18 protein-coding genes are annotated in these 24,066 nt (G+C 63.2%); 5 read left to right on the top strand and 13 right to left on the bottom strand.

Annotated elements, in window-relative coordinates; all coding sequences use genetic code 11:
- Positions 1-272: 272 nt before the first annotated feature.
- From pheA to ACE3QM_RS05690, 3 genes are all read right to left on the bottom strand, one after another.
- Positions 273-1,346, bottom strand: coding sequence for a prephenate dehydratase (gene pheA, locus ACE3QM_RS05700; RefSeq protein WP_374420841.1), 1,074 nt, complete (start codon positions 1,344-1,346; stop codon positions 273-275).
- Between the two features lie 274 nt (positions 1,347-1,620).
- The gene (locus ACE3QM_RS05695; protein ID WP_374420839.1) at positions 1,621-2,829 is read right to left on the bottom strand and encodes an MFS transporter; all 1,209 of its coding nucleotides are present in this window, start codon (positions 2,827-2,829) and stop codon (positions 1,621-1,623) included.
- A gap of 139 nt (positions 2,830-2,968) precedes the next feature.
- Positions 2,969-4,423, bottom strand: coding sequence for an aminoacyl-histidine dipeptidase (locus ACE3QM_RS05690; protein WP_374420837.1), 1,455 nt, complete (start codon positions 4,421-4,423; stop codon positions 2,969-2,971).
- A gap of 429 nt (positions 4,424-4,852) precedes the next feature.
- Between ACE3QM_RS05690 and bluB the strand changes: the two genes are divergently transcribed.
- The 3 genes from bluB to trpC all read left to right on the top strand — a co-directional run bounded on the left by bluB (position 4,853) and on the right by trpC (position 6,933).
- Positions 4,853-5,494, top strand: coding sequence for a 5,6-dimethylbenzimidazole synthase (bluB, locus tag ACE3QM_RS05685; RefSeq protein ID WP_231464563.1), 642 nt, complete (start codon positions 4,853-4,855; stop codon positions 5,492-5,494).
- Positions 5,495-5,526: 32 nt separating this feature from the next.
- Positions 5,527-6,039: a prolyl-tRNA synthetase associated domain-containing protein gene (locus ACE3QM_RS05680; RefSeq protein ID WP_374420835.1), complete on the top strand. Its 513-nt coding sequence runs from the start codon at positions 5,527-5,529 to the stop codon at positions 6,037-6,039.
- Positions 6,040-6,126: 87 nt separating this feature from the next.
- A complete protein-coding gene (gene trpC, locus ACE3QM_RS05675) occupies positions 6,127-6,933 on the top strand; it encodes an indole-3-glycerol phosphate synthase TrpC (protein WP_374420833.1) in 807 nt (268 codons plus the stop codon).
- Positions 6,934-6,941: 8 nt separating this feature from the next.
- Here trpC and ACE3QM_RS05670 read toward each other — a convergent pair whose 3' ends face one another.
- From ACE3QM_RS05670 to ACE3QM_RS05660, 3 genes are all read right to left on the bottom strand, one after another.
- Entirely contained in the window at positions 6,942-7,841 is a 900-nt protein-coding gene (locus tag ACE3QM_RS05670; RefSeq protein WP_374420831.1) for a lipase secretion chaperone, read from the bottom strand.
- A 14-nt stretch (positions 7,842-7,855) separates the two neighbouring features.
- A complete protein-coding gene (locus tag ACE3QM_RS05665) occupies positions 7,856-8,785 on the bottom strand; it encodes a triacylglycerol lipase (protein WP_048411503.1) in 930 nt (309 codons plus the stop codon).
- 295 nt (positions 8,786-9,080) lie between these two features.
- A complete protein-coding gene (locus ACE3QM_RS05660; RefSeq protein WP_374420829.1) occupies positions 9,081-11,288 on the bottom strand; it encodes a patatin-like phospholipase family protein in 2,208 nt (735 codons plus the stop codon).
- A 215-nt stretch (positions 11,289-11,503) separates the two neighbouring features.
- On the opposite strand from ACE3QM_RS05660, the gene ACE3QM_RS05655 reads away from it, so the two are divergent.
- Positions 11,504-12,961, top strand: coding sequence for a PilZ domain-containing protein (locus ACE3QM_RS05655; protein WP_374420827.1), 1,458 nt, complete (start codon positions 11,504-11,506; stop codon positions 12,959-12,961).
- A 61-nt stretch (positions 12,962-13,022) separates the two neighbouring features.
- On the opposite strand, the gene ACE3QM_RS05650 is transcribed toward ACE3QM_RS05655, so the two are convergent.
- On the bottom strand, positions 13,023-14,225 hold the full coding sequence (locus ACE3QM_RS05650; protein WP_048411500.1) for an acetyl-CoA C-acyltransferase: 1,203 nt from the start codon (positions 14,223-14,225) through the stop codon (positions 13,023-13,025).
- 194 nt (positions 14,226-14,419) lie between these two features.
- Positions 14,420-16,795, bottom strand: coding sequence for a 3-hydroxyacyl-CoA dehydrogenase/enoyl-CoA hydratase family protein (locus ACE3QM_RS05645; protein ID WP_048411499.1), 2,376 nt, complete (start codon positions 16,793-16,795; stop codon positions 14,420-14,422).
- Between the two features lie 198 nt (positions 16,796-16,993).
- Between ACE3QM_RS05645 and ACE3QM_RS05640 the strand changes: the two genes are divergently transcribed.
- Positions 16,994-17,278, top strand: coding sequence for a hypothetical protein (locus tag ACE3QM_RS05640; protein WP_231462337.1), 285 nt, complete (start codon positions 16,994-16,996; stop codon positions 17,276-17,278).
- On the opposite strand, the gene ACE3QM_RS05635 is transcribed toward ACE3QM_RS05640, so the two are convergent.
- The 5 genes from ACE3QM_RS05635 to ACE3QM_RS05615 all read right to left on the bottom strand — a co-directional run bounded on the left by ACE3QM_RS05635 (position 17,266) and on the right by ACE3QM_RS05615 (position 24,039).
- Complete coding sequence (locus tag ACE3QM_RS05635; RefSeq protein ID WP_374420824.1) at positions 17,266-18,768, bottom strand: OmpP1/FadL family transporter; 1,503 nt, start codon at positions 18,766-18,768, stop codon at positions 17,266-17,268. The genes ACE3QM_RS05640 and ACE3QM_RS05635 overlap by 13 nt on opposite strands.
- A gap of 184 nt (positions 18,769-18,952) precedes the next feature.
- Positions 18,953-19,330, bottom strand: a complete 378-nt coding sequence (locus ACE3QM_RS05630) for an acyl-CoA thioesterase (protein ID WP_019102937.1) — start codon at positions 19,328-19,330, stop codon at positions 18,953-18,955.
- A 127-nt stretch (positions 19,331-19,457) separates the two neighbouring features.
- Complete coding sequence (locus ACE3QM_RS05625; RefSeq protein WP_374420821.1) at positions 19,458-21,911, bottom strand: acyl-CoA dehydrogenase; 2,454 nt, start codon at positions 21,909-21,911, stop codon at positions 19,458-19,460.
- Between the two features lie 90 nt (positions 21,912-22,001).
- A complete protein-coding gene (locus ACE3QM_RS05620; RefSeq protein ID WP_048410616.1) occupies positions 22,002-22,649 on the bottom strand; it encodes a TetR/AcrR family transcriptional regulator in 648 nt (215 codons plus the stop codon).
- A gap of 202 nt (positions 22,650-22,851) precedes the next feature.
- Positions 22,852-24,039 (bottom strand): O-succinylhomoserine sulfhydrylase, encoded by a 1,188-nt coding sequence (locus ACE3QM_RS05615; RefSeq protein WP_048410617.1) that lies wholly within the window; start codon positions 24,037-24,039, stop codon positions 22,852-22,854.
- Positions 24,040-24,066: the final 27 nt, after the last annotated feature.

The following is a 24,066-nucleotide window of genomic DNA, read 5'->3' as shown; positions in this document are numbered from 1 at the left end:
TCAAAAACACAGCGGGCCGCTGCGCGGCCCGCCTGAACCTCATTCCTCGCTACCCACCATGCTCGCCTGACGGCGCGCAGAGACCGTCAACAGTGCTCAGAGCCTGCTCAAAGTCTCGCGAACAGGTTCTCAGAACGTATTTACGATCTCGTGAGCAAGAGCGAGACAAGGCGAAAACGAGCGAAAAAGCGGAATGTACAATTGGTACATGAGCATTTTGAGCTCGTTTTTAACGCCGTATCGCTGAAGCGCAGCAGACTTTGAACAGGTTCTCAGAGCACCGCCTGCGGATAGGACCCCAGCACCTTGACGAAGGACGTGCACTCGGCCAGACCGGCCAGCGCCTGCTGCACATTGGCGTCGTCGCGATGCCCTTCCATGTCGATGAAGAACACGTAGTCCCACAGCCCGGCGCGCGACGGCCGCGATTCGAACTTGCTCATCGACACCCCGTTGCCGGCGATGGGCGCCAGCAAGTGGTGCACCGCCCCCGGCCGGTTCGGCGCCGACACCACCACCGAGGTCCGGTCCTGGCCGGTGGCGCCCACATCCTGCAAGCCCAGCACCAGGAAACGGGTGGTGTTGTTCGGCTCGTCCTCGATATTGGACGCCAGCTTCAGCAAGGCGTAGCGCTCGGCCGCGGCCTGGCCGGCGATCGCCGCCGCGCCCTCGTCCTCGGCCGCCAGTCGCGCCGCCTCGGCATTGCTGGCCACCGATACCCGCTCCACCGCTTCCGGCAAATTCTTGTTCAGCCATTCGTGGCACTGCGCCAGCGCCTGCGCATGCGCGTACACGCGGCGGATGCCGTCCATGCCTTCGGTTTTGCGCAGCAGATGGTGATGAATGCGCAGCACCACTTCGCCGCAGATCTTCAAGGGGCTGGTCACCATCAGATCCAACGTGCGGCCCACCGCGCCTTCGGTGGAGTTTTCCACCGGCGCCACCACGTAATCCAGGCCGCGCGACTCCACCAGGCGGAAGGCCTCGTCTATCGAGCTACAGGCCACGGTGCGCGCGGCATGGCCGAAGTGCTTGAGCGTGGCCAGCTGGCTGAACGTGCCTTCCGGCCCCAGGTAGGCGATGGACAAGGGTTTTTCCAGCGCCAGGCATTCGGACATCACCTCGCGGAACAGGCGCGCCACCGATTCGCCCGGCAGCGGCCCCGGATTCAGCGCCTTGACGCGGCGCAACACTTGCGCCTCGCGCTCGGGCCGATAGATGATGCCGCCGCCCTTGATCTCGCCGATCTCGCGCGCGTGACTGGCGCGCTGGTTCAGCAGATTGAGGATTTCGACATCGATATTGTCGATGGCGTCGCGATGCTGTTTAAGTAGATGTTCCGACACGGCTTCCAGTCTTTCTCTATTGCACACATCCGGTGGAGGCGCGCGCGCCCGGACTAGGGCGCTCGGTTCTCGAAACGTCCAGTTTCCGCGAGATGCGCAGCGCTCGCAAGCCTTTGCCGCGAGAAAACCCGCTCCGGCTCAAACCTAGCCTTCCGTGATCAGCCAAAACAGGTCCACACCCGGTTGGCCAGGTCGACGACGAAATCGGCGCGCAAATACATGCCGGTCAGCACCGCCAGCAGCGCCGCCGCGCCAGCGGCGAGCAGCACCGACTTCACGCGCTCTCCTTGGCGAAGCTGGCCGACGGCGTTTCCCGCACCGGCAGATTGGCGGCCGCGGCCAGCAGGCCCAGCGCTATCGCCAGCAGCCATACCAGATCGTAATTGCCGCGCAGATCATAGATCACGCCGCCCAGCCACACGCCGAGAAAGCTGCCCAGCTGATGCGAGAAAAACACCGCGCCGGACAACATGCCCAGATGGCGCACGCCAAACATGCCGGCGATCACGCCATTGGTCAGCGGCACCGTGGACAGCCACAAAAAGCCCATCGCCGCGGCGAACACCGTCACCGACGCGCCGCTGAGCGGCAACAGCAGGAAGATGGCGATCACCACGCTGCGCGCTAGGTAGATGAAGCTGAGCAGGCCGGGCTTGGACCAGCGGCTGCCCAGCTCGCCGAACGCCATGGTGCCGAAGATATTGAACAGGCCGATCAGCGCCAGCGCCAGGCTGGCGGTATGGCCGCCCAGGCCATGGTCGCGCAGATAGGCCGGCAGGTGCACACCGATGAACACCACCTGGAAACCGCAGACGAAATAACCGGCCATCAGCAGGCGGAAGCCACGCTCGCTCCAGGCGGTGGCGAATGTGGCCGCCATGCCGCGCAGCAGATGCGTGGCCGCGGCCGGCGGCGCCTGCCGGTCCTCGCGCGCCAGCCAGCGGGACAAGGGCAGCATCAAGGCCGCGCAGCCGGCCAGGATCAGCAGCGCCGGCAGCCAGCCCAGGCCATCGATCAGCCCCTGTTCCACCGGAATCATCGCGAACTGGCCGAAGGAACCGGCCGCCGCGACGATGCCCATCGCGCGCGAACGGTAGGCCGGCGGCACATTGCGCGCCACCACGCCGAAAATCACGCTATAGGTGACACAGGACAAGGCCAGGCCGAGCAGCAGGCCGGCGGACAGCGAAAACAGCAGCGGCGTGCCGGACACCGTCATCAGGCCCAGGCCGGCGACGTATAGCAGCGCGCCGCCCAGCAACACCTTGCCGGAGCCGTGCCTATCCGCCAGCGCGCCGGCGAATGGCTGGGCCAGGCCCCACACCAGGTTCTGCAAGCCCAGCGCCAGCGCAAAGGCCTCCCGGCTCCAGCCGAAGGCCTGGGTCATCGGCGGCATGAAAAAACCGAAGCCATGGCGTATGCCCATGGCCAGCGACACGATCAGACCGCCAGCCCGCAGCAGGCGTTTGATGGAATCGTTCATTGACTGTCTCCATGCGAAACCACAGCGGCGAGGCAGTGGTGATCAGTTGTGATCATAGGGCAAAACCAGGGCGGCAAAAACAAAACCGGCCAGCGCTGGCGCTGGCCGGGTATCGTCTCGAACCGCTGGTCGACGAGGCTTAACGCGCGGGCACCGCCGCCAGCACCGCCTTCAGCAAATGCCAGGCCTTGCCCACCGATTCCACTTCCACGCGCTCACCCGGCGCATGCGCGCCGCGGATGTTCGGGCCGAAGGACACCATGTCCATGCCCGGGTACTTGGAACCCAGGATGCCGCATTCCAGGCCGGCGTGGATCACCTGCACCTGGGCCTCGCCGCCGAATTCCTTGGCATAGACCTGCTGGAACAAGGCCAGCAGCTTGGATTGCGGATTCGGCGCCCAGCCCGGATAGCCGCCTTCCATGCCCACCTGGCAACCGGCCAGTAGGAACAGGCTTTCCACCTCGCGCGCCAGCATCCAGGTGCCGGAATCCAGCAAGGAACGCACCATCAGATTGGCGAACAGCTTGCCCTGCTCCAGCAGCACCACGCCCAGATTGTTGGAGGTTTCCACCACGCCCTCGACGCGCTGGCTCATGCGCTTGACGCCATGCGGCGCCGCGTGCAGCGCGGCGAAGATCGCGCTCTGATCGGCGCGCGCCAGCACGCTGTCCAGCGCGATCTGCTCCTGCACCACGGTGACGCCCTCATCGACGCCGGCCAGCTCGAAGCGCAGCAGGCTCTGGAACGCGTCCAGCTTGGCCGCCACCTTGGCCGCGTCGGCGGCCGGGAAGGCCACGGCGGCGAAAGCCTCGCGCGACAAGGCATTGCGCGCGGTGCCGCCCTTGAAGGAGGACACGCGCAGATCGGTTTCCGCTTCCAGTTCGCGGATCAGGCGGATCAGGATCTTGTTGGCGTTGCCGCGGCCCAGATGGATGTCGGCGCCGGAATGACCGCCGCGCAGGCCCTTGATCACCAGGCTGGCGGCCTGGTAGCCTGCCGGCAGCGCTTCGCTCGCGTAAGCGCGGCTGACATTGACGTCGACGCCGCCGGCGCAGCCCATGTAGAACTCGCCCCACTCCTCGGTATCGATATTGATCAGGTACTGGCCCTGCAGCAGGCCGGTGCCCAGGCCCAGCGCGCCACCCATGCCGGCTTCCTCGTCCAGGGTCAGCAGCACCTCGATCGGGCCGTGCGGCACCTCCTCGCTATTGAGCACCGCCATGCCCAGCGCCACGCCTATGCCGTTGTCCGCGCCCAGGGTGGTGTTTTCCGCCACCAGCCAGCCGTCTTGCAGCACCGGACGGATAGGATCCTTGAAAAAGTCGTGCTCGGTGCCGGCATTGGCCTGGCACACCATGTCCAGATGGCCCTGCAGCACCACGCCGACACGGTTTTCATAGCCCGCTGTCGCCGGCTTGCGGATGATCAGGTTGCCGACCTCGTCCACCACGGTGCTCAGGCCGCGCAGTTCCGCCCAGCCTTTCAGATAGTCGCGCAGCTGCTGTTCATGCTTGGACGGACGCGGGATTTCGCACAGGGTCTGGAAATGCTCCCAGACGACTTTTGGTTCCAGTTCTGCAATTTGGGTCACGGAGATTCCTCTAAATCATCGATTCGCCATGGCGGCCACTGCCATGGCCCAACGCGCCGCGCAAAAGCGGCAACGCGGAAATTCAGACTGTCGACTTTATCACGGTCGCATGCGCGGCGTCATGTGGGAAACTCATGCCAAAAGCGTCTAATGCGCTGAATCGCTTGACCGAAGTCATGCGCCGGTCACGGGGCGTCGCCATGCTATTTGCCAGCTGTAACAAAGCCGCTATCCTCCGACACTGGAAAGTCGCCCCCCGTCTGTTCGCCACCGCCTGCTCCAAGGCCCGCGAGCCGGGGCGAGACAAGGCAAAACGGTGAAGCAAGCGGCTTTGGACTAATGGCGCATCCGCATGGGAAAATCGCTCTCGCCGCACAAAGTCTCACCCTGCCTAGCAGACTTTGGACAGCATCTAAAGAAAGGCCCGCCATGCACCGCTATCCCGATCAAGACATCGCCGCCATTTACCGGGTGATAGAGCAGCGCCGCGACATGCGCCACTTCCTGCCGGACCCGGTGGACCCGGCGCTGCTGCGGCGCCTGCTCGAAGCCGCTCATCACGCGCCCAGCGTCGGCTATATGCAGCCGTGGCGCTTCATCCGCATCGTCGACCGCGACTTGCGCGAGAACATCGGCAAACTGGTGGACGCGGAGCGGCTGCGCACCGCCGAGCAATTGGGCGAGCGCCAGGCCGAGTTCCTGCGCCTGAAAGTGGAAGGCATCCGCGACTGCGGCGAGGTGCTGGTGGCCGCCCTGATGGACGGCCGCGAGCGCCATGTGTTCGGCCGCCGCACCCTGCCGGAAATGGACCTGGCCTCGGTGGCCTGCGCCATCCAGAACCTGTGGCTGGCGGCGCGCGCCGAAGGACTGGGCCTGGGCTGGGTGTCCTTGTTCGACCCGGCCGCGCTGGCCGCGTTGCTGGGCATGCCGGAAGGCGCCAAGCCCATCGCCGTGCTGTGCCTCGGCCATGTCGCCGAGTTCTATCCCCAACCGATGCTGGAACAGGAAAAATGGGCCAGCCGCCAACCGCTGGAGCAATTGGTGTTCGAGGACCGCTGGCGCGACCATTGAGCTGCCTGCTGGCGCCATGCTAGCCTGCGGGAATGGAACACGCCCTATACCGCTTTCTAGAGCGGCACCAGATCCGCCATCAACGCTTCGACCATCCGCCGGTCTATACCTGCGAAGAGGCCGCGCGCCTGACGCCAGGCCTGCCCGGCGCGGAATGCAAGAACCTGTTTCTATGCGATGCCAAGGGCCGCCAGCACGTGCTGCTGGCGGTGCCCGCCGCCGCCGGCGTCGACATCAAGGCCCTGGGCGAGCTGCTGGAGCTCAAAGGCCTGCGCTTCGCCTCGCCGGAACGCCTGCAACGCTATCTGGGCCTGACGCCGGGCGCGGTGACGCTGCTGGCCGCGCTCAATGACAGCGAGCGCCAGGTCGCCGTGGTGATTGACCAGGAGCTGAGCCGTCAGCACGCCATCCTCTGTCACCCGCTGGTGAATACCAGCACGCTGGCGCTGCCGATGGAAGAACTGCTGCGCTTCCTGGACTTGACCGGCCATGCGCCGCGCCTCGTCGCGGTGCCGCGCCGCCAAGACCCCTCGGACCCGCTCTAGCCGGAACGGCGCCACGGCTTGTCAAGGCCACGGCAGTTCCTGCATGATGGTCGTTTCTTTCGCTTCGCCTGGATCGCAGACTCAAGCATGTCAGACATACTCAACACCATCATCGCCACCAAGCGCGAGGAAATCGCCGCCGCCTTGCGCCAGCAGCCGCTGAGCGCGGTGCGCGCCGCCGCGGAGCAAGGCAGCGGCGACCGCCGCGATTTCGTCGCCGCGCTGCGCGCCAAACACGCGCTGGGCCAGGCCGCGGTGATCGCCGAGATCAAGAAGGCCAGTCCGAGCAAGGGCGTGATCCGCGAGGACTTCCGTCCGGCCGAGATCGCCGCCAGCTATGCCGAGCACGGCGCCGCCTGCCTGTCGGTGCTGACCGACCGCCAGTATTTCCAGGGCGACGCCGCCTATCTGCAGGCCGCCCGCGCCGCCTGCCGGCTGCCGGTGCTGCGCAAGGATTTCATTGTCGACCCCTACCAGGTATACGAAGCCCGCGCGATGGGGGCCGACTGCATTCTGCTGATCGCCGCCGCGCTGGAGCTGCCGCTGATGCGCGAGCTGGAAGCGCTGGCGATGGAACTGGGCATGGCGGTGCTGGCCGAGGTGCACAACGCCGAGGAACTGGAACAGGCGCTGCAACTGCGCACCGAGCTGATCGGCGTCAACAACCGCAATCTGCGCAGCTTCGAGGTCAGCCTGGCCACCACGCTGAAGCTGCTGCCACAAATCGAGAACGGCCGCATCGCCATCACCGAAAGCGGCATCGCCACCATCGACGACGTGCGGCTGATGCGCAGCCATGAGGTGCACACCTTCCTGGTGGGCGAAGCCTTCATGCGCGAAAAAGAACCGGGAGAAGGACTCTCCCGGCTATTTCAGAACCAAGAACACCACTAAACGGTCGGCTATTGCGGCGGGATGAACGCCTCCAGCCGCAATTGCTCCCGCGCATTGAAGCGCCTGGCGCGCAAGTCGGCCAGCGCCTGATCCCGCCGCGCGGCGTCCAGGCCGGGCGTGGCCTGCACGCGCTGCGCGTCCCGCCGGTAAGCGTCGACGCGTGACTGCCACTGCGCCTGCTCGCGGTCCAGTTGCGACAAGCGATCGGCGGCGGCCTGGCCCACCATGCCGGCGCGCAAGGCGTACAGTTCCTGCTCGCCGCCGCCCTGCTTCTTCAGCGCCTCTTCCGCCTCGGCCAAAACCAGGTGCTTGATCGGCTCTTGGCGCGCCGCGCGCAATTCGGCCGGCAAGCCGGCTTCCAGCGCCTTCAGTTGCGCCGCCCGCTGCGCGGCGCTCAGGCCAGCGTCGGCCATGATGCGCAAGCGCTTGACGGTGAAATCGTCGTAGACGTCTTCGCTGCCGAACAGGCCGGTCACCTCTTGGGCGGAGAGGAATTGCAGACGCAGCGCTCTCATCCGCTGCAAACCCTCGGCCGCGCTTCCCCCCGCCAGCTTGGTCTCGCTCAAGGCCCGCCGGTAGGCGACGTAGCGGTCGAACAATTCCAAGGCCTGCCGCAGGGCCGCGCCGCTCAGCTGAGACTGCAACGCTTGTTGCACCGCCTTGCGCACCGCGGATAAATCCCGCTCCCCCAGCGCCGCCAGTTGGTAGTCGAACAAGCGCCGCAGCTCGGCGTCCACCCGCAAGGCGCCGCCCGCCTCCACGCCGGCCCGGCCATCGGCCTGGGTGCCGCGCTGCGATGGCGCCGCCGCCAGCGGGGCCGTGCCGCCAGCCTGCGCCGCAGCGTCATCGGCGGCGGGCCAGCCCAGCCAGGCCAACACGCCCAAGAGCAGCGCGCAGCCCCAAGCCATCCAGGCCCGCCGCATCACAGCCCCGCGTTCTTCAAACGGTTGGCCTGCTGCCGGTACAAGCTCACCGGGCTCACTTCGAACAGGCTGACCAGACCAAAGCTCTGATTGATCTCATTCATGTGATTCATCCGGTAATTATCGCGAATCACCTGCCCCAAATGCGCGGAGCACGCGCCGACCAGGCCATCGGTGGGCGTGGAGCCGAAAGCCAGGCCCAGCACGCCCATGGGCGCGGACAAGGGATCCAGCACATTGGTGACCGTGGCCGAACCGGTCCATGAGTAATAGCGGATGCCGTTCACCTGGTAGTCGCCCTCGCCGCAGGCGCTGCTCGGCACCCCTTGCGGAAACTTGGCGCTGAAGGCGGCGGAGCCGGCGGTGGTCAGCGAGTCCAGCGCCCCTGCCGGGTATTGCGGCTGGCCGGAAGTGCCGGCGAAGAACTGGATCACCGTGCTCAGCGCCTTGGCCACCGCGGCGGCCACCGCTTCCGACACCGATCCCGGGGGTGCGACGCCGCGCGCGATATCGGCCACCACCGAGCCCTTGTTGACCCCGCCCACCGACGTCACCGACGCCACCAGGTCCGGCCGCACGCCGGCCACGTAGCGCGCGGTGGGCGCGCCCTGGCTATGCCCGATCAGATTGACCTTGGCCGCGCCGGTGATGGCGATGATTTTTTGCACCTGCTGCAGCAACTGCTCGCCGCGCGCTTCATTGCTATTGAGCGCCGACACCTCGGCGATGAACACCTGGGCGCCGTCGCCGCGCAAGGCTGCCGGCACCTGGTAGAAATAATCCACCCCCAGTAATTGGCCGAAACCGAACAAGCCGTGGACCAGCACGATGGGGTAGCGGGTCTGGGTGTAGCCGGCCGCGGCATGGGCGGCGGTCAAGGGCAGCAGCAAACCCAGGCACAGCAGTACTCCGTGTAGCAACTTCTTCATGGTGTTTCTCCTCTAGTCGATGAAATGCGGGCTGAGTATTTACTCTGGTTTTTAGGCCCACGACTGTTGATAGGGGAAAGCCGGAAAAAACACCAGAATTATTCAAACGTTTGTATTTTTACGTAACATATCAACAACAGAAAATACATGAACTTAAAATTCAACCGTCCAAAAGATCAACAACAACGCCTGGCCACCGCTAGCGCCCACTAATCCCCAGTAAAAACAAAACGCTATATGGCTTGCGCCATATAGCGTTTTTGGTTTTCCCAACAGCGGATAAACCGAGATCAGTTCAATAGTCGGTACCCAGATAGAGATAGGCAGTCGGCTTGCCGCCTCTTGCCGTCCCCATGCCGACGAAGAACGGACCGATGATGGTGTCGGCGGCCAGGAACACCGAGCCGGCGGGAATCCAGTCGCTATTGCTCTGCGACCAATCGTTGGTCCCTACCCTGCCCCAGATTTTGCCCAATTCCATAGAAATACCGGCATAAACACCGGACCCCAAAGCCGCCGGCAGGCTGGATGCGCGCCAGTACAGCATGGAACGGAACAAGGATGAGCGCTCGCCGATCAACTCGGAATCCTGATAGCCGCTCAGGTTCAGGAAGCCGCCCAGCGATCTGGGCACCACCAGGAAAGCTTCGTCGTTGCCGCGGTTCAACGCTCCCTTGTTCTTGGCGCTGAGCCGCATCGTCACGCTGCCCAGGGTCTTGGCGTACTCCAGCACGGTGTCGTAACTCGTCAGATTGACATCGCTGCCCCAGGACGGAATGCTCTTGGTGACGCGGCCGCTGAAGAAATAGCCGGCGCGCGGCCATTTCGGGTTGTCGAACTGATCGACCACCAGGCTGCTGGCAATGCCGGTATCTCGGTAGTTCGGCGGCACCACGCCGGGAAGCCATGACACCCGCGAGCTGAAATGGTTGTCGTCCCGGTACGCGCCTATCCGCCACTCGCCATAGCGCCCCAAGGCCAGGCCGCCATCCAGGCGCACGCTACCGACATTATTATTCCACTCCAGATTCAGCGTGTGGTCCGAGTTGTAAACCGGCAGGAAGTCCTGGCGATAGCCCAGCGAGGCGGCGGTGAACACCGGGCTGCCTTCGTACAGCGGCTGATACCACTCGGTCTTGATCAGCTTGTTCTGGCCTATGGACACATCGTTGCGCCAGGCGCCGCCGGCGCTATTGGCGTTGCGCCATTCATGCGAGGCCAAGAAATTGAAGTTGCTCTCCCCCGGCGTCGCGCTGCTCAGATTCAGGCCAAAACGCATGAAATTAGGACCGATGCTGCGCTCCAGCGGCAGCACCGTCATCACATTACGGCCGGACACATTGTCGACGCGATAGGTCAACCGGTCGTAATCGCCGCCGGCGAACACGCCGCGCAGCCTGGATTGGGCGCTGCTGACCGGCTCAACCACCGAGGAGAAGGCCAGCGACTTGGCCAATTGCTCCGGCTTGGTGAACTGGCCGGGTTTACCCTCCACCTGGATCTTGTCTATCAGCGGGAAATGCGGCCGCGCCAGCCGGCGCCGCCACGCGGCGTACTCCTCCTCCGACACCGAATAGGCTTCCAGCTGCTTGGCCAGCGCCTTGGCGGCTGCCTCGCCGCGCTGGGTAATGGCCTGGTGCTCATTGAAGGAGGCCGAGGTGTAGCCGTTCAGATCCGGCTTGATCACGATGTCGCTCTTGTCCAGCTTGCGCATCTGCTCCTTGGCGTTGCGGCTGACCATCAGATTGGAGGTCTGCGCCACCACGTCGAACAGCGAATGGATTTCCCCCGCCTTCATCAGCGGCGTGGACACATCGACCACGATCACATGATCCGCGCAGCGGCCCTTGACGTCCTGGATAGGCAGGTTGCGCGCCAGGCCGCCATCCACCAGCAAGCGCCCCTCATCGTCCTCGATCAAGTCGAACAGCCCCGGCACCGCCATGCTGGCGCGCAGCGCGCGCGCCAGCGAGCCCTGGGAGAACACCACCGGTTCGCCGGTGGCCAGATCGGTGGCGATGGCGCGGAACGGAATCGGCAATTGATCGAAATTGCCCACCACCCGATCGCGGGTCAGCTTGTGGATGTAAAGCTCGATTTCCTGGGAGTTGATCGCGCTGCGCGGCACGCCCAGGCCGTCTTTCTTCAGGCCGAAGGTAATGTCCAGATAGTTCTTGTAATCATCGCGCTTGCGGTCATAGGGCACATCGGCGCGCACCGGCTTGCCGGACAGCAAGGCCTCCCAGTCGGCGCCATCGAATTCGCGCTCCATCTGCTCCAGCGGCAAGCCATTTGCATAAATACCACCAATCAAGGCGCCGGCGCTGGTGCCGGCGATGCAGGCGATAGGCACCCGCAAACGCTCCAATTCCTTGAGCACCCCCAAATGGGCAAAACCCCGCGCGCCGCCGCCTCCCAGCACCAGACCCACGCCTTGCGGCGGATAGGAGTCGACCGCGGCTTCAGCGCCGGCCCAGGCCGTCTGCGCCAAAACACCGGCCAAGATCAAGCCCAGCAGCCGCTGCCGCCGATTCCCGTGATTGTTATTTGTAAGCATATGGGTAAATAATGAGAATTACCGTTTCACCCGCGCCTGCGCGTGGCGTAAGATATAGCGATATGCTAATGAAAACATAATTTCCTATAAAGCCGGGCTAAATGTTTGACTTCAAATCACTAGTCAGTTCCCTTCTGAACAAAAACACGACGGCGTCCGAAGTGGCGCAGTCAGCGACGCTATTAGTGCGCGATTTGCCGCAGGCCGAGTATTTCGGCGCCCTGGTCGAAATCATCAAGGCCGTCGCAAAAATCAATACCGACACCGAGATATCGCTCAAGGAACGTGTCAAGACCTTAGTCTATGTTGATGACAAGGCCAATAACATCCACCGCCAGCTGTGCCAGGATTATCTGCAGTCCAAGGGCGGCAGCAAGGGCTATCTGCCCACCATCCTCGCCTACTGGCATGAGCTGTCCTCCGCCTACCAGATCTGTCTGAGGCTCTACAAAAGCCATCCCAACGCGGTGCCCGACGACGAGATCCGCATCATCACCACCCGCGGCCTGCACCACCAGATGCGCCTGATCGCCTGGAATTCGCTGCGCTACCTGAAGCCGGAAGGCTCGGCCTGGCAGAACGGCTTCCGCTTTTACAGTCAGGCGGAGGAAAGCGGTTTCGCGCGCCATCCGGTCAAACTGTATCTGAATAGTCCGGAAGAATTCAGCTGCGAGCAATTGCTGATCCAGGCCGGCATGCTGTTTCTGGCGCAGACCGACAATATGCTGCACCGGGAAATCGTCGCCGTTGATCAGTTGCTGATGATGTTGAGCCAGGGCATACCGCTGGACAAGCAACCGCCGGTGGAAGGGCCCATCTTTGTCTACAATCTGTCGATGCCCGAGCCGCCGCAGGCGATGCTGCGCGGCATGGCCGGAAAATGGCACCGCTATTGGTCCGCCTATGTCATCACCAGCCGATTGGCTGATCTGATGTTCGACCTGGACCGCCGCATTCCGCCCGCCCTCGCCGCCATGGACGGCAATCTGGAACGCGAGGAATGGGCCATTCTATGCGAAAAGCTGGCCATCCGCTGGTCTACCGACGGCGGCAAGTCGCTGCGCAAGTCGGAGCGCTCCCTGCATGCATCCAATGCGCTGGTCAATATCGGCTTCGAACGCGTCGCTTACCAGGTCAAGGTTCAGGATGTGCAGGAGCACGATTCCGAGCGGGCCAGCGACTGGCGCATCAATGACATCAGCGCCACCGGCATGGGCCTCACCTTCATCGGCAAAGCGGTGGAACAGCTGGCCATCGGCCGCGTCATCCTGGTCAAGGCGGAGAATCACCCGCTATTGCTGGGCGTGATCCGCCGGATACTGCGCCAGAGCAACGGCACCAAGGTCGGCATCGAGATCCTCGGTCAAAGCCCGGTCGGCGTATCGCTGCTGGACCCGGAGCGCCCGGAGTCGCCGCCGTCCACCGCGATCTACATCACCCAGCCCAATTCGCGCAAGGGCCAGCGCTGCTTCTTGATGCCCAAGGCCTTGACCCAGCCGGACAAGCAACTGGTACTGGCGGCGCAGGGCAAGTCCTACCAGATCCGCCTCAAGACGCCGCAGCATGAGTACGAGGATTGCAGCCACAGCGACTTCGACACCCTGTCCAAAGTCGACTGAGGCGCAATAAAAAACCGGCTCACCATCGCGAGCCGGTTTTTTTGCGTCGAAAAAACGCGTCTTACAGCACTTCGATGATGCCGGCTGCGCCCATGCCAGTGCCGATGCACATGGTCACCATGCCGTAACCCTTCTGGCCGGCGTCGCGCATGCCGTGCACCAGGGTGGCGGTGCGGATGGCGCCGGTGGCGCCCAGCGGGTGACCCAGGGCGATCGCGCCGCCATGCGGGTTGACCTTGGAAGTGTCCAGGTTCAGATCGCGGATCACCGCCAGCGCCTGAGCCGCAAACGCCTCGTTCAGTTCGATCCACTTCAGATCGTCCTGCTGCAGGCCTGCTTGCTTCAGCGCGGCCGGGATCGCCTCTTTCGGGCCGATGCCCATGATTTCCGGCGGCACGCCCTTGACCGCGAAAGTCACATAACGACCCAGCGGCGTCAGGTTGAACTCCTTGAGCACGCGCTCGGACACCAGAATCACCGCGCCGGCGCCATCGGACATCTGCGAGGAGTTGCCGGCGGTCACCGAACCCTTGGCGTCGAATACCGTCTTCAGCTTGGCCAGGCCTTCCAGCGTGGTTTCGCGACGCGGGCCTTCATCGGTGTCCAGCACCCGCTTCTTGACCAGCACTTCGCCGGTTTCCAGATTAGGCGTGCGGTAGATCGCTTCCAGCGGCGTGATCTCGCTCTTGAACTTGCCGCCGTCGATCGCGGCCAGCGCGCGGCGATGCGACTCCACCGCGAACGCGTCCTGATCTTCACGCGACACGCCCCATTGCTGCGCCACTTTCTCGGCGGTCAGGCCCATGCCGTAAGCGATGCCGTAGTTCTCATCTTTGCTGAAGATTTCCGGATTCAGCGACACCTTGTTGCCCATCATCGGCACCAGGGACATCGACTCGGAACCCGCGGCGATCACCACGTCGGCCTCGCCCAGGCGGATGCGGTCGGCGGCCATCTGCACCGCGTTGATGCCGGACGAGCAGTAACGGTTGATGGTGATGCCGCCCACGGTGTCGGGCAGACCGGCCAGCAGCACGCCGATGCGCGCCATGTTCAGACCCTGCTCCGCTTCCGGAAACGCGCAACCCACCACGCAATCGGAAATCAGCTTGGGGTCCAGGTTCGGCACCTGGGCCAGCGCGCCGGTGATCACATGCGCCAGCATGTCGTCCGGACGCACATTGCGCATCATGCCGCGCGGCGCCTTGCCCACCGGCGTGCGGGTGGCGGCGACGATGTAGGCTTCTTGTACTTGTTTGCTCATTTTTGATTCTCCTGTCGGCGGCCTGATCCGCGCTACGGCGATCAGGCGGCCTTTCATCTGGCTATTGGCCGTGCTTGCGGGAGGATTCGTCGCGAGCGGGCCGAGATCGAAGCGAGAAGCGCAGCCGTACATGCGGTACGGCGAGCATCGCAGCATTCGATATCGGCGCGCGCAGCAGAATCATCCCCAAGCACTTAGTTGCGCAGCGGCTTGCCGGTGGTCAACATATTGGCAATGCGATCCTGGGTCTTGGAGTTCTTCAGCAAGGTCATGAAGGCCTTGCGCTCCAGGTCCAGAATCCACTGCTCATTGACCAGGGTGCCGGCTTCGATGTCGCCGCCGGTCATCACGTCGGCGATCAGGCCGGCGATGAAGAAGTCATGCTTGGAAATGAAGTTGCCTTCCAGCATGTTCACCAACTGGCCCTTGATCGACGCGGCGCCGCTGCGGCCGGCCACCGGGAAGCCCTTGACCTTGAGCGGCGGACGATAGCCGGCCTCGGCCAGCGCGATCGCCTGCTGTTTGGCCACGTGCAGCAGCTCGTAGGCGTTGAACACCACCGGGTCGCCGTTGCGGAAGAAGCCGATTTCCTGCGCCTCGAAGCCGCTGGTGGCCACTTTGGCGGTGGCGATGGCCATGAAGTAGTCCTTCAGCGCGGCCAGCACATCGCCGCGCGCCTCCTGAGCGGCGCGCAGCGCGAACTCCTTGCAACCGCCGCCGCCCGGCAGCAGGCCAACGCCCACTTCCACCAGGCCGACATAGGATTCCAGCGCCGCCACGGTCTTGTCGCAGTGCATCGCGAATTCGCAGCCGCCGCCGAACACATAGCCCTGGGTCGCCGCCACCGTCGGTACCTGGCAATAGCGCAGGCGCATCGAGGTTTCCTGGAAGCGGCGCACCGTCGCGTCGATCGCGTCCCAGTCGCCCATCATGAAGGCCGGCATCATAGACTGCAGATCGGCGCCAACGGAGAACGGCTCCTCGGTCTGCCAGATCACCAAGCCCTTGAAGCGGTCTTCGGCGATGTCGATGGCCTTGTTCAAGCCCTCGATCACGGCCGGGCCGATCGCGTGCGCCTTGCTCTTGAACGACACCACCAATACTTCGTCGCCGGTGGTGAAGGCGCGCACGCCCTCGTTCTCGAACACGGTTTCGCCCAGCGGCGCCGCCGCCTCGCCCAGCACCTTGGCCGGCGCCAGCTGGCGCTGGTACACGTCCAGCGTGGAACGGCCCACCAGCTTGTTGCCGGCCGGATCGAAGGAACCTTCGGCGAAGTGCACGCCGGCGCGGTCGCCCTGCAGCACCCAGGCCGGCAGCGCGGCGGCGCTCAGCGCCTTGCCGGCTTTCACGTCTTCGTCCAGCCACTTGGCCACTTGCTGCCAACCGGCGGCCTGCCAGGTTTCGAACGGACCCACGCTCCAGCCGAAGCCCCAGCGGATGGCGAAGTCGACATCGCGCGCGCAGTTGGCGATATCGGCCAGATGGTGGGAAATGTAATGGAACACATCGCGGAAACATGCCCACAGGAATTGCGCCTGCGGGTGGCTGCTCTCGCGCAGTTTCTGGAATTTTTCCGCCGGATTGGCGATCTTCAGGATGTCCTTGACCGCGTCGTCGCCCTTCTCGCCGGCGCCGACATACTCGCCCTTGGCCGGGTCCAGCACCAACATGCGCTTGCCGTCTTTCTTATAGATGCCGGCCTTGGTCTTGGCGCCCAGCGCGCCGGCGGCGATCAGCTTCTGCATCCACTCCGGGGTCTGGAACAGGCCATGCCACGGATCTTGCGGCAGGGTGTCCTGCATGGTCTTGACCACGTGGGCGAAGGTGTCCAGGCCCACCACGTCGGCGGTACGGAAAGTGGCGGACTTGGGGCGGCCCAGGCGCGGGCCGGTCAGATCGTCCACCACATCGAAGCGGATGCCAAACTTGGCGGCGTTGGCGATGGTGGCCAGCATCGAAAACACGCCGATGCGGTTGGCGACGAAGTTGGGCGTATCCTTGGCGCGCACCACGCCCTTGCCCAGGCTGGACACCAGGAAGCGCTCCAGATTATCCAGGATGTGAGCGTCCGAGGTCAGGCAGGGAATGATTTCCACCAGGTGCATATAGCGCGGCGGATTGAAGAAATGCACGCCGCAGAAACGCGGGCGCACGCTGTCCGGGCAGCCCTGCGCCAGGGTGTTGATCGACAGGCCGGAAGTATTGGTGGCGAAAATGGTGTGCTCGCCCAGATGCGGCGCCACTTTGTGATACAGGTCCACTTTCCAGTCCATGCGCTCGGCGATGGCCTCGATCACCAGGTCGCAATCCTTCAAGAGGTGCAGATGGTCGTCGTAATTGGCCGGCTGAATGTGGTTGACGGCATCCTTGTTGGCCAAGGGCGCCGGCTTCTGCTTTTTCAGGCCTTCCAGCGCCTTGAGCACGATGCCGTTCTTGTCGCCTTCCTTGGCCGGCAGATCGAACAGGATGGTCGGAACTTTGGCATTCACCAGATGGGCGGCGATTTGAGCGCCCATCACGCCAGCGCCTAGCACGGCGACCTTGCGTACGTTGAACTTGGTTTGAGACATGGTTTCCTCGTTTTGTTGAAACACAACATGAGACAGGCCCCTCTCGCCTGCTCAGCCTGCTTCAAGGACGGGCGTTGTTCGTCCTTGCGCTGAGTCGGCGGCGCGCCGCCGCTACAGCCGGCACTACTCGGCTGGTCGGAAGTGCTTGTGTAATACCCGGCCAGCCCGGCTCTCTTGCCCGGATGGGAATGCTTTCCCATGCCATGGCGGATAGCCATCAATCTACTGAAAAACCGGCTTGGCAGCCATAGCAAACACCGCCAAGCGCAGTCAGGAAAAGTCTGTATTGAAAAATATCAAACACTCGCTTTTCTCTCGAATAAGTCTAACCCAATTTGGGCAAAAAAACAGGGGGTGTTCGATGAAAAATCAGGGCAAAAAGCAGCCAGCCAGGTCGGCCAACAACGCAAGCAGGGGCGAGCGCAAGCGCCCGCCCCTCCACTCAGCCGGACCCGCCGGCCGGATCAAAATCAGAAGCGATAGTTGTACTGCAGGCCGATCAACTGCAGATAGGTCTTGTAGCTACCTTTGACCGTGCCGCCGTTGCCGGTACACGCGGCGCCGGTCGTCGGACTGGTGCCGGCCGGGCTGCAACCGTCGGTATAGTTCACATTAGTATTGGTGAAGTTGATGAAGCTGTAGGCGACATCCACCGAGCTTTGCTTATTGATCTTGTAGTTGGCGCCCAGCGACAGCCATAGGCGGTCGCTATCCGGCAGCGCCGGGTGACGGTCGCTGTCGGACTGCAGCGGCGACTGCTCCCAGGCCACGCCGCCACGGAACAGCCAGGTGTCATTGTACTGGTAGTTGGCGCCCAGGGACACGCGCCAGGTGTCGCGCCAGTTCTGGTGAATCACCATATCGCCCTGCGCTGTGCCATTCACCGTGGACTGTTGGATGGCGATATTCTTCATCTGCGAGTTGGCCACCCAGGTCACATCGCCCATCAGCGCCCATTTCGGATTCAACTGATGGAAGAAGTTGGCGGAAGCGGTTTCCGGCGTGGTGACATCCACCTTGACCGAAGCATCCGGGTGCTTGCCCTTGGCCATCGCAGCCGCGCCGCCCTGCGGCAGGCCTGGGATGGCGTTATTGGTGACATTGTTGAATGTCCAGGTGGACGACCCGCTCAGCGACTGCTTGATGCTGGAGCGATAAGCCAGACCAAAACGGGTGTTTTCGTTCAGTTGGAACATATAACCGATATTCCAGCCAAAGCCCCAGTCGTCGCCTTCGACATGGGCCAGGCCATCGCCATTCACCGCCGCCGCGCCAACCGCGCCGCGCGCCTGGGCCAGCGCCACCGCCGGCGAAGCACCACCTTGCAGCGCCGCCGCATAGGCCGTCTGAAAAATACGAGCGTTCACACCAGTAGAGGCATCGGCCATTTGGTCCAGCGACGCATTCATATACTGGGCGGAAATACCGAAACCAAAGGAATGGCGATCGTCCAGCTTGAAGGACATCGACGGGTTGATGTTGAACGACTGCAGGTTCACGCTTTTCAACGCATAACGGCCAGCCCAGTCAAAACCATAATCCAGCTTGGCGCCATAGGGCACGAACACGCCGACCCCCACATTGATCTTGTCGTTCACTTTGTGCGACAGGTAGAAATTGGGCGCGGCCACCGCCTTGGGCGCGAAAGAACCGCCATTGCCGCCGCCAGCCGGCTGGGCTGTGGCGCCAGGGATCAACACGGCCCGGGTAGAGCCGTTGTCGGTATATTCGGAATGCGGCACGACCAGTGTCGCGCCGCCGGAAATCTGGGTGCCGTCCAACCGCGACAGGCCGGCCGGGTTGGCGAAGATGGTGGAAGGATCGTTGGCTTCGGCGCCGTTGGCATGCGCGGTGCCCTGACCGGACACGCTCTGCGAACCAAACTGATAACCCGAGGCCACGGCCTGGGTGGACATTAGACCGAATGTTGCGCCCATGACCATCACGGACAGGCTGAGGTGCTTGAGTTTCATGTTCTCCCTCTCTCTTTGTATTGCTGTAGCGTTTTATGATTTAGATGACCAATGGCACGCACTGGTCATATTTGATGCTACCAGAGAATTAGAGCAATTCCACCAAGGTTTTGGAGTGTTTGTTCCAAACAAACGTTTAATGAGACATTTCTGCAACAAGCACGCAAAAAAGCACTGAAATGCGCTAAATATCGCCCAAAAGTCGCGATTTTCCATCGCAATCAACGGCCACATAGGTGGCCACCACCTCGGTGATCGCCTCGTGCGAGCCATCGATGCGCTCCGCCTCGACCGTGATTTTCAGGGTGATGGATTTCTGGCCTATCCTCAGCCTCTCGACATAAAGATCCACCACATCGCCCAGCAGGATGGGCGCGGCGAACTGGAAGGTGTTCACCGCCACCGTGGTCACCGGCCCGCGAGACAGGCGTTCGGCATCCAGGCTGCCGGCCATGTCGATCTGGTTCATCAGCCAGCCGGCCTGGACCCGGCCGTAAGCATTGGTGCTGGTGGGCAGCGCGCGCACGCGCAGCGTCGGGATCCGGACTTCAGGGCGGTCCATGCTTGCTCCTTTGTTATTATGCGCCGCTCGGCGCCTGCGACTTGGCGGCATTTCAGCCAAGCGGCCGCCGCAACGGCCGCTTGGCTGAAATGCCGGGATCGCTCCCGGCAAATCTTACCCTCTAGGCTCAGAAGATCAAGCGTTGCAACAGCTTATCGTCGTGCTGTTCCAGCATCTTGTCGAAATCGTCCACCATGATCACGTCGCGCTTGAGCTTGCGCGCGCGGCTGACGGCGTCGAATTCGGCCTGGCTCAACACGCCGCCCTGCAAGGCTTCCGCCAGACGCTCGCGCGCGGTCACGGTCTTGAATTGGCCGTCGCGCGCCAGTTTGCGCAACTTCTGCTCCAGCGGCTCGGTCGCCAACACCGCTTCCAACGCGTGCGCCAGCACGCCCACCGCATCGCTTTCCTCCTTGGGCAGATACATGCCGCGGGTCAGCCGCTCGCGGGTGGCGCCGGGCTCCATCATCGCGCGGGCGATCTTGGTGCCGACACGGTCGGACGCCGGCTTCAGCGTCAGGCCCCACGGGAAGATCAGCTTGCGCAGCACTGCCGCCAGCATGCGGCTGGGCAGGTTGGCCAGGAAGCCGTCCATCGCCTGCTGCACATCGTACAAGGCGTTTTCCACCGACCATTGCAACAGCGCCAGGTCTTCCTTGGGCGCGCCGTCGCGCTCGAAGCGCTTCAGGCAAGCCGAGGCGATATAGAGGCCGGACAGCATGTCGCCCAGACGCGCGGACAGCTTCTCGCGGAATTTCAGGCTGCCGCCCAGGCTGAACATCGCCATATCGGACAGCAAGGCGAAGGCGCTGGAGAAACGGGTCAGCCGGCGATAGTAGACACCCACCTCGCCGCCGCGCGGCGCGCCGACGAAACGGGCGCCGCTCAGGCCCAGCCACAGCGAACGCACCACATTGCTGATCACGAAGTTGATGTGGCCGGTGATGGCGGCGTCGAATTCCTTGCCGTCATTGGTCATCGCCGCCTTCATCTCGCGCAGCACGAAGGGATGGCAGCGGATCGCGCCCTGACCGTAGATGATCATCGAACGGGTCAGGATGTTGGCGCCTTCCACGGTGATGCCGATCGGAATCGCCTGATAGGCGCGAGCCAGATAGTTGCGCGGACCCAGCACCACCGCCTTGCCGCCATGGATGTCCATCGCGTCGTTGATGGCTTTGCGCATGCGCTCGGTATTGTGGTACTTGAGGATGGCGGACAGCACCGACGGTTTTTCACCATTGTCGAGACCGGTCAGCGCCAGGTCTTGCGACGCTTCCATCTGATAGGTGTAGCCGCCGATGCGCGCCATCGCCTCGTCCACGCCCTCGAACTTGCCGATGGGCAGACCAAACTGATCGCGGATGCGCGCATAGGCGCCGGTGACGAAGGTGCTCATCTTGCCGGAAGCCACCGACATCGCCGGCAGGGAGATGCAACGGCCCACCGACAGGCATTCGACCAACATGCGCCAGCCCTGGCCGGCGAATTCGCGGCCGCCGATGATCCAGTCCAGCGGAATGAACACGTCCTTGCCCCAGGTCGGGCCGTTCATGAAGGCGGCGCCGCCCGGGAAATGGCGACGGCCGATGGCCACGCCTTCGTGCTCGGTTGGCACCAGCGCGCAGGTGATGCCCAGGTCCTCTTTATCGCCCAGCAGATGCTCGGGGTCGTACATCTTGAACGCCAGGCCCAGGATGGTGGCCACCGGGGCCAGCGTGATCCAGCGCTTTTCCCAGCTGACGCGCAGGCCGAGCACGTCGTCGAAACGCTCGCCGGTGCGCGGATGGGTGTAGGAACCGCGGCAGACGATGCCGTAGTCGGGAATGCTGCCGGCGTCCGAGCCCGCGTAGGGGCTGGTCAGCGCGAAGCACGGGATCTCCTGACCCTTGGCCAGGCGCGGCAGATAATAATCCTTCTGCGCCTCGGTGCCGTAATGCTGCAGCAATTCGCCCGGGCCCAGGGAATTGGGCACCATCACCGATACCGCGGCGGTGCCGCCGCGGGTGGCGATCTTGGTCACCACCTTGGCGTGAGCATAGTTGGAGAATTCCAGGCCGCCGTACTGCTTCTTGACGATCATGCCCAGGAAGCCGTTGTCCTTGATGAACTGCCACACTTCCGGCGGCAGATCCTTCAGCTCGTGGGTGATCTTCCAATCGTCAATCATCGCGCACAGCTGCTCGGTGGGACCGTCGATGAAGGCCTGTTCCTCCGGCGTCAGCTTGGGATCGGGAAAGGACAGCAGTCGGTTCCAGTCCGGTTTGCCGGAGAACAGGTCGCGATCCCACCATACCGTGCCGGCGTTGATGGCCTCCTGCTCGGTCTGGGACATCGCCGGCGTGATTTTCTTGAACACGCCGAATACTGGGCCGGTGAACACGGCGCGGCGCAGCGGCGGAAGATTGAGAACGGCGGCGATCACCGCAAAAACAACCCAAGCAGCCGGCGGCAGCGGGCAATGGAAGGCGAACTGGAGCGCGGCTAGCCAGGCGGCCAGCCCCACGGTCCAGCCCAGAACAGGCGCGCGGAAATACGCCAGCGCGCCCAGCAGCACGACCAGAACAACGGCAGATATCATTTTGTTTTACCCTCGTGTTGACCCTTCCGTTCCGGCGGCAACAGCAAGGGACGCGGCGATGATTGCCCCGCCCTGCCCTGCGCTCCGGAATCAGCCTTCCATGGGCGCGACCAAGCCAGCCATCACAAAGGGCACGAGGTATTTGACTATCATGTCCGGATCGCGCGCGCTGACGATCTGACTGCGCGTGAAAATCTTCAGCACATCATTGCCGGCGAAGGCGTTGAACATGACGCTGAATGCAAGATGCATTCTCCAGGCCAGTTGCTCCGTGTCCAGCATAGGCAAGGCGCGCTGAAACGCGCGGCTATACCGCTGGACGAACACGCTGTACTGCTGGGAGATGGTTTCGCGCAACAGGCGGTGGTTTTCCACCAGTGTGCGCGACAACAGGCGCACGAACATCGCCCCGCCGCGCGACGGGTCCTTGGACAGTGACAGACAGGGCCGTATGAACGACAGCACCAGGCCTTCCACTGCTAGTTTCTCCTCCGAGGCCTCCGCCTCCAGCTTGTCCAGTTCCGCCAGGCAGTCCGCAATCAGCGGTGCCAGCCTGCGCATGAACACGGACTCGAACAACGCGTCCTTGGAGCCGAAGTGATAATTCACCGCGGCCAGGTTTACCTCGGCTTGCTGGGTGATCATGCGCAGCGAGGTCGCTTCGAAACCGTGCTCCACAAACAAGCGTTCTGCAACGTCAAGAATGCGGGTGGAGGTATCGGGGCGGCTTGCTTCCATGTTCTCCAGTGCCTTTTTTGTATTTGCTGGTTTTATGGTCTTGCTCATTTCAGCTTTCGAACAAGCGTTTCAAACTTACGTTTTAATTTGACGAATGTCAAGACATGTCTCGACGGCGCTCGGGCCAAACTCTCAGGGCGGCAACAAAAGCGGCAGTCCGTATTTTAGACTGCCGTTTGAATGAAACACATGTTGAAAGCTTTTAGTCAAGGCCGCGCGCCAAATCCCGCTTCAGATCCTCGACATGCTCCAGGCCCACCGCCACCCGCAACAGGCCTTCGACGATGCCAGCCTTGGACCTGGCTTCCGGCGTGATGCGGGCGTGGGTGGTGGACGCGGGATGCGTAATGGTGGACTTGACGTCGCCCAGGTTGGCGGTGCGCGAAATCAGCTGCACCCGATCCACCACGCGCCAAGCCTCGGCCCTGCCCCCCTTGACCACGAAGGACACCACCGCGCCGCCGCCGCTTTGCTGGCGCAGCGCCAGCTCATGCTGCGGATGACTGGCCAGACCCGGGTAGAACACCCGCTCCACCGCCGGCTGCGCCTCCAACCAGCGCGCCAACTCCAGCGCGTTGGCGCTGTGCTTTTCCATCCGCAGATGCAGGGTTTCCATGCCGGAGAGCAGGGTCCAGGCATTGAACGGCGCCAGCGTCGGCCCAGCGGTGCGCACATGCAAATAGATCTGTTCGATCAGCGCGTCGCTGCCCACCACCGCGCCGCCCATTACCCGGCCGTGGCCGTCCAGGTATTTGGTGGCCGAATGCATTACCAGATCGGCGCCCAGGCGCAGCGGCCGCTGCAAGGCCGGGGAACAGAAGCTGTTGTCCACCACCAGCAAGGCGCCGTGTTGATGGGCAATGTCGGCAATGGCGGCGATGTCCGCGATTTCGGTCAGCGGATTGGACGGTGTCTCCAGGAACAACAGCCGGGTACTCGGCCGCAACGCATCGCGCCAGGCTTGCAGATCGGTGGCGTCGACAAAGGTGGTTTCCACCCCGAACTTGGCCAACAGGCCGGCGAATAGATTGGTGGTGGAACCGAACAGGCTTTGCGAGGACAGGATGTGATCGCCGGCCTTGAGCAAGCTCATCATGATGGCTTGTATCGCCGCCATGCCGGTGGCGGTGGCGATCGCGCGCTCGCCGTCCTCCATCAGCGCCAGCCGCTGCTGAAAGGCGGCAACGGTGGGATTGGTGAAACGGGAATAGGTGTAACCGTCCAGTTCGCCCAGGAACATGGCGGCGGCCTGTTCCGCCGAATCATAAGTGAAGCTGGAAGTCAGATGCAGGCTTTGGCTGTGTTCGCGATATTCGCTGATTTCACGGCCGCCGCGGATTGCCTGGGTTTCCGGGTGCCAACAGGCTTGTTCGGTATTGTCGGATGCCATTGATGTTTCTCTGCGGGTGCTTCGAAG

Origin of the sequence: Chromobacterium sp., assembly GCF_041912965.1 — a bacterium.
Classification (GTDB): Bacteria; Pseudomonadota; Gammaproteobacteria; order Burkholderiales; family Chromobacteriaceae; genus Chromobacterium; species Chromobacterium aquaticum.
This window is presented reverse-complemented; position numbering and strand designations above follow the sequence as displayed.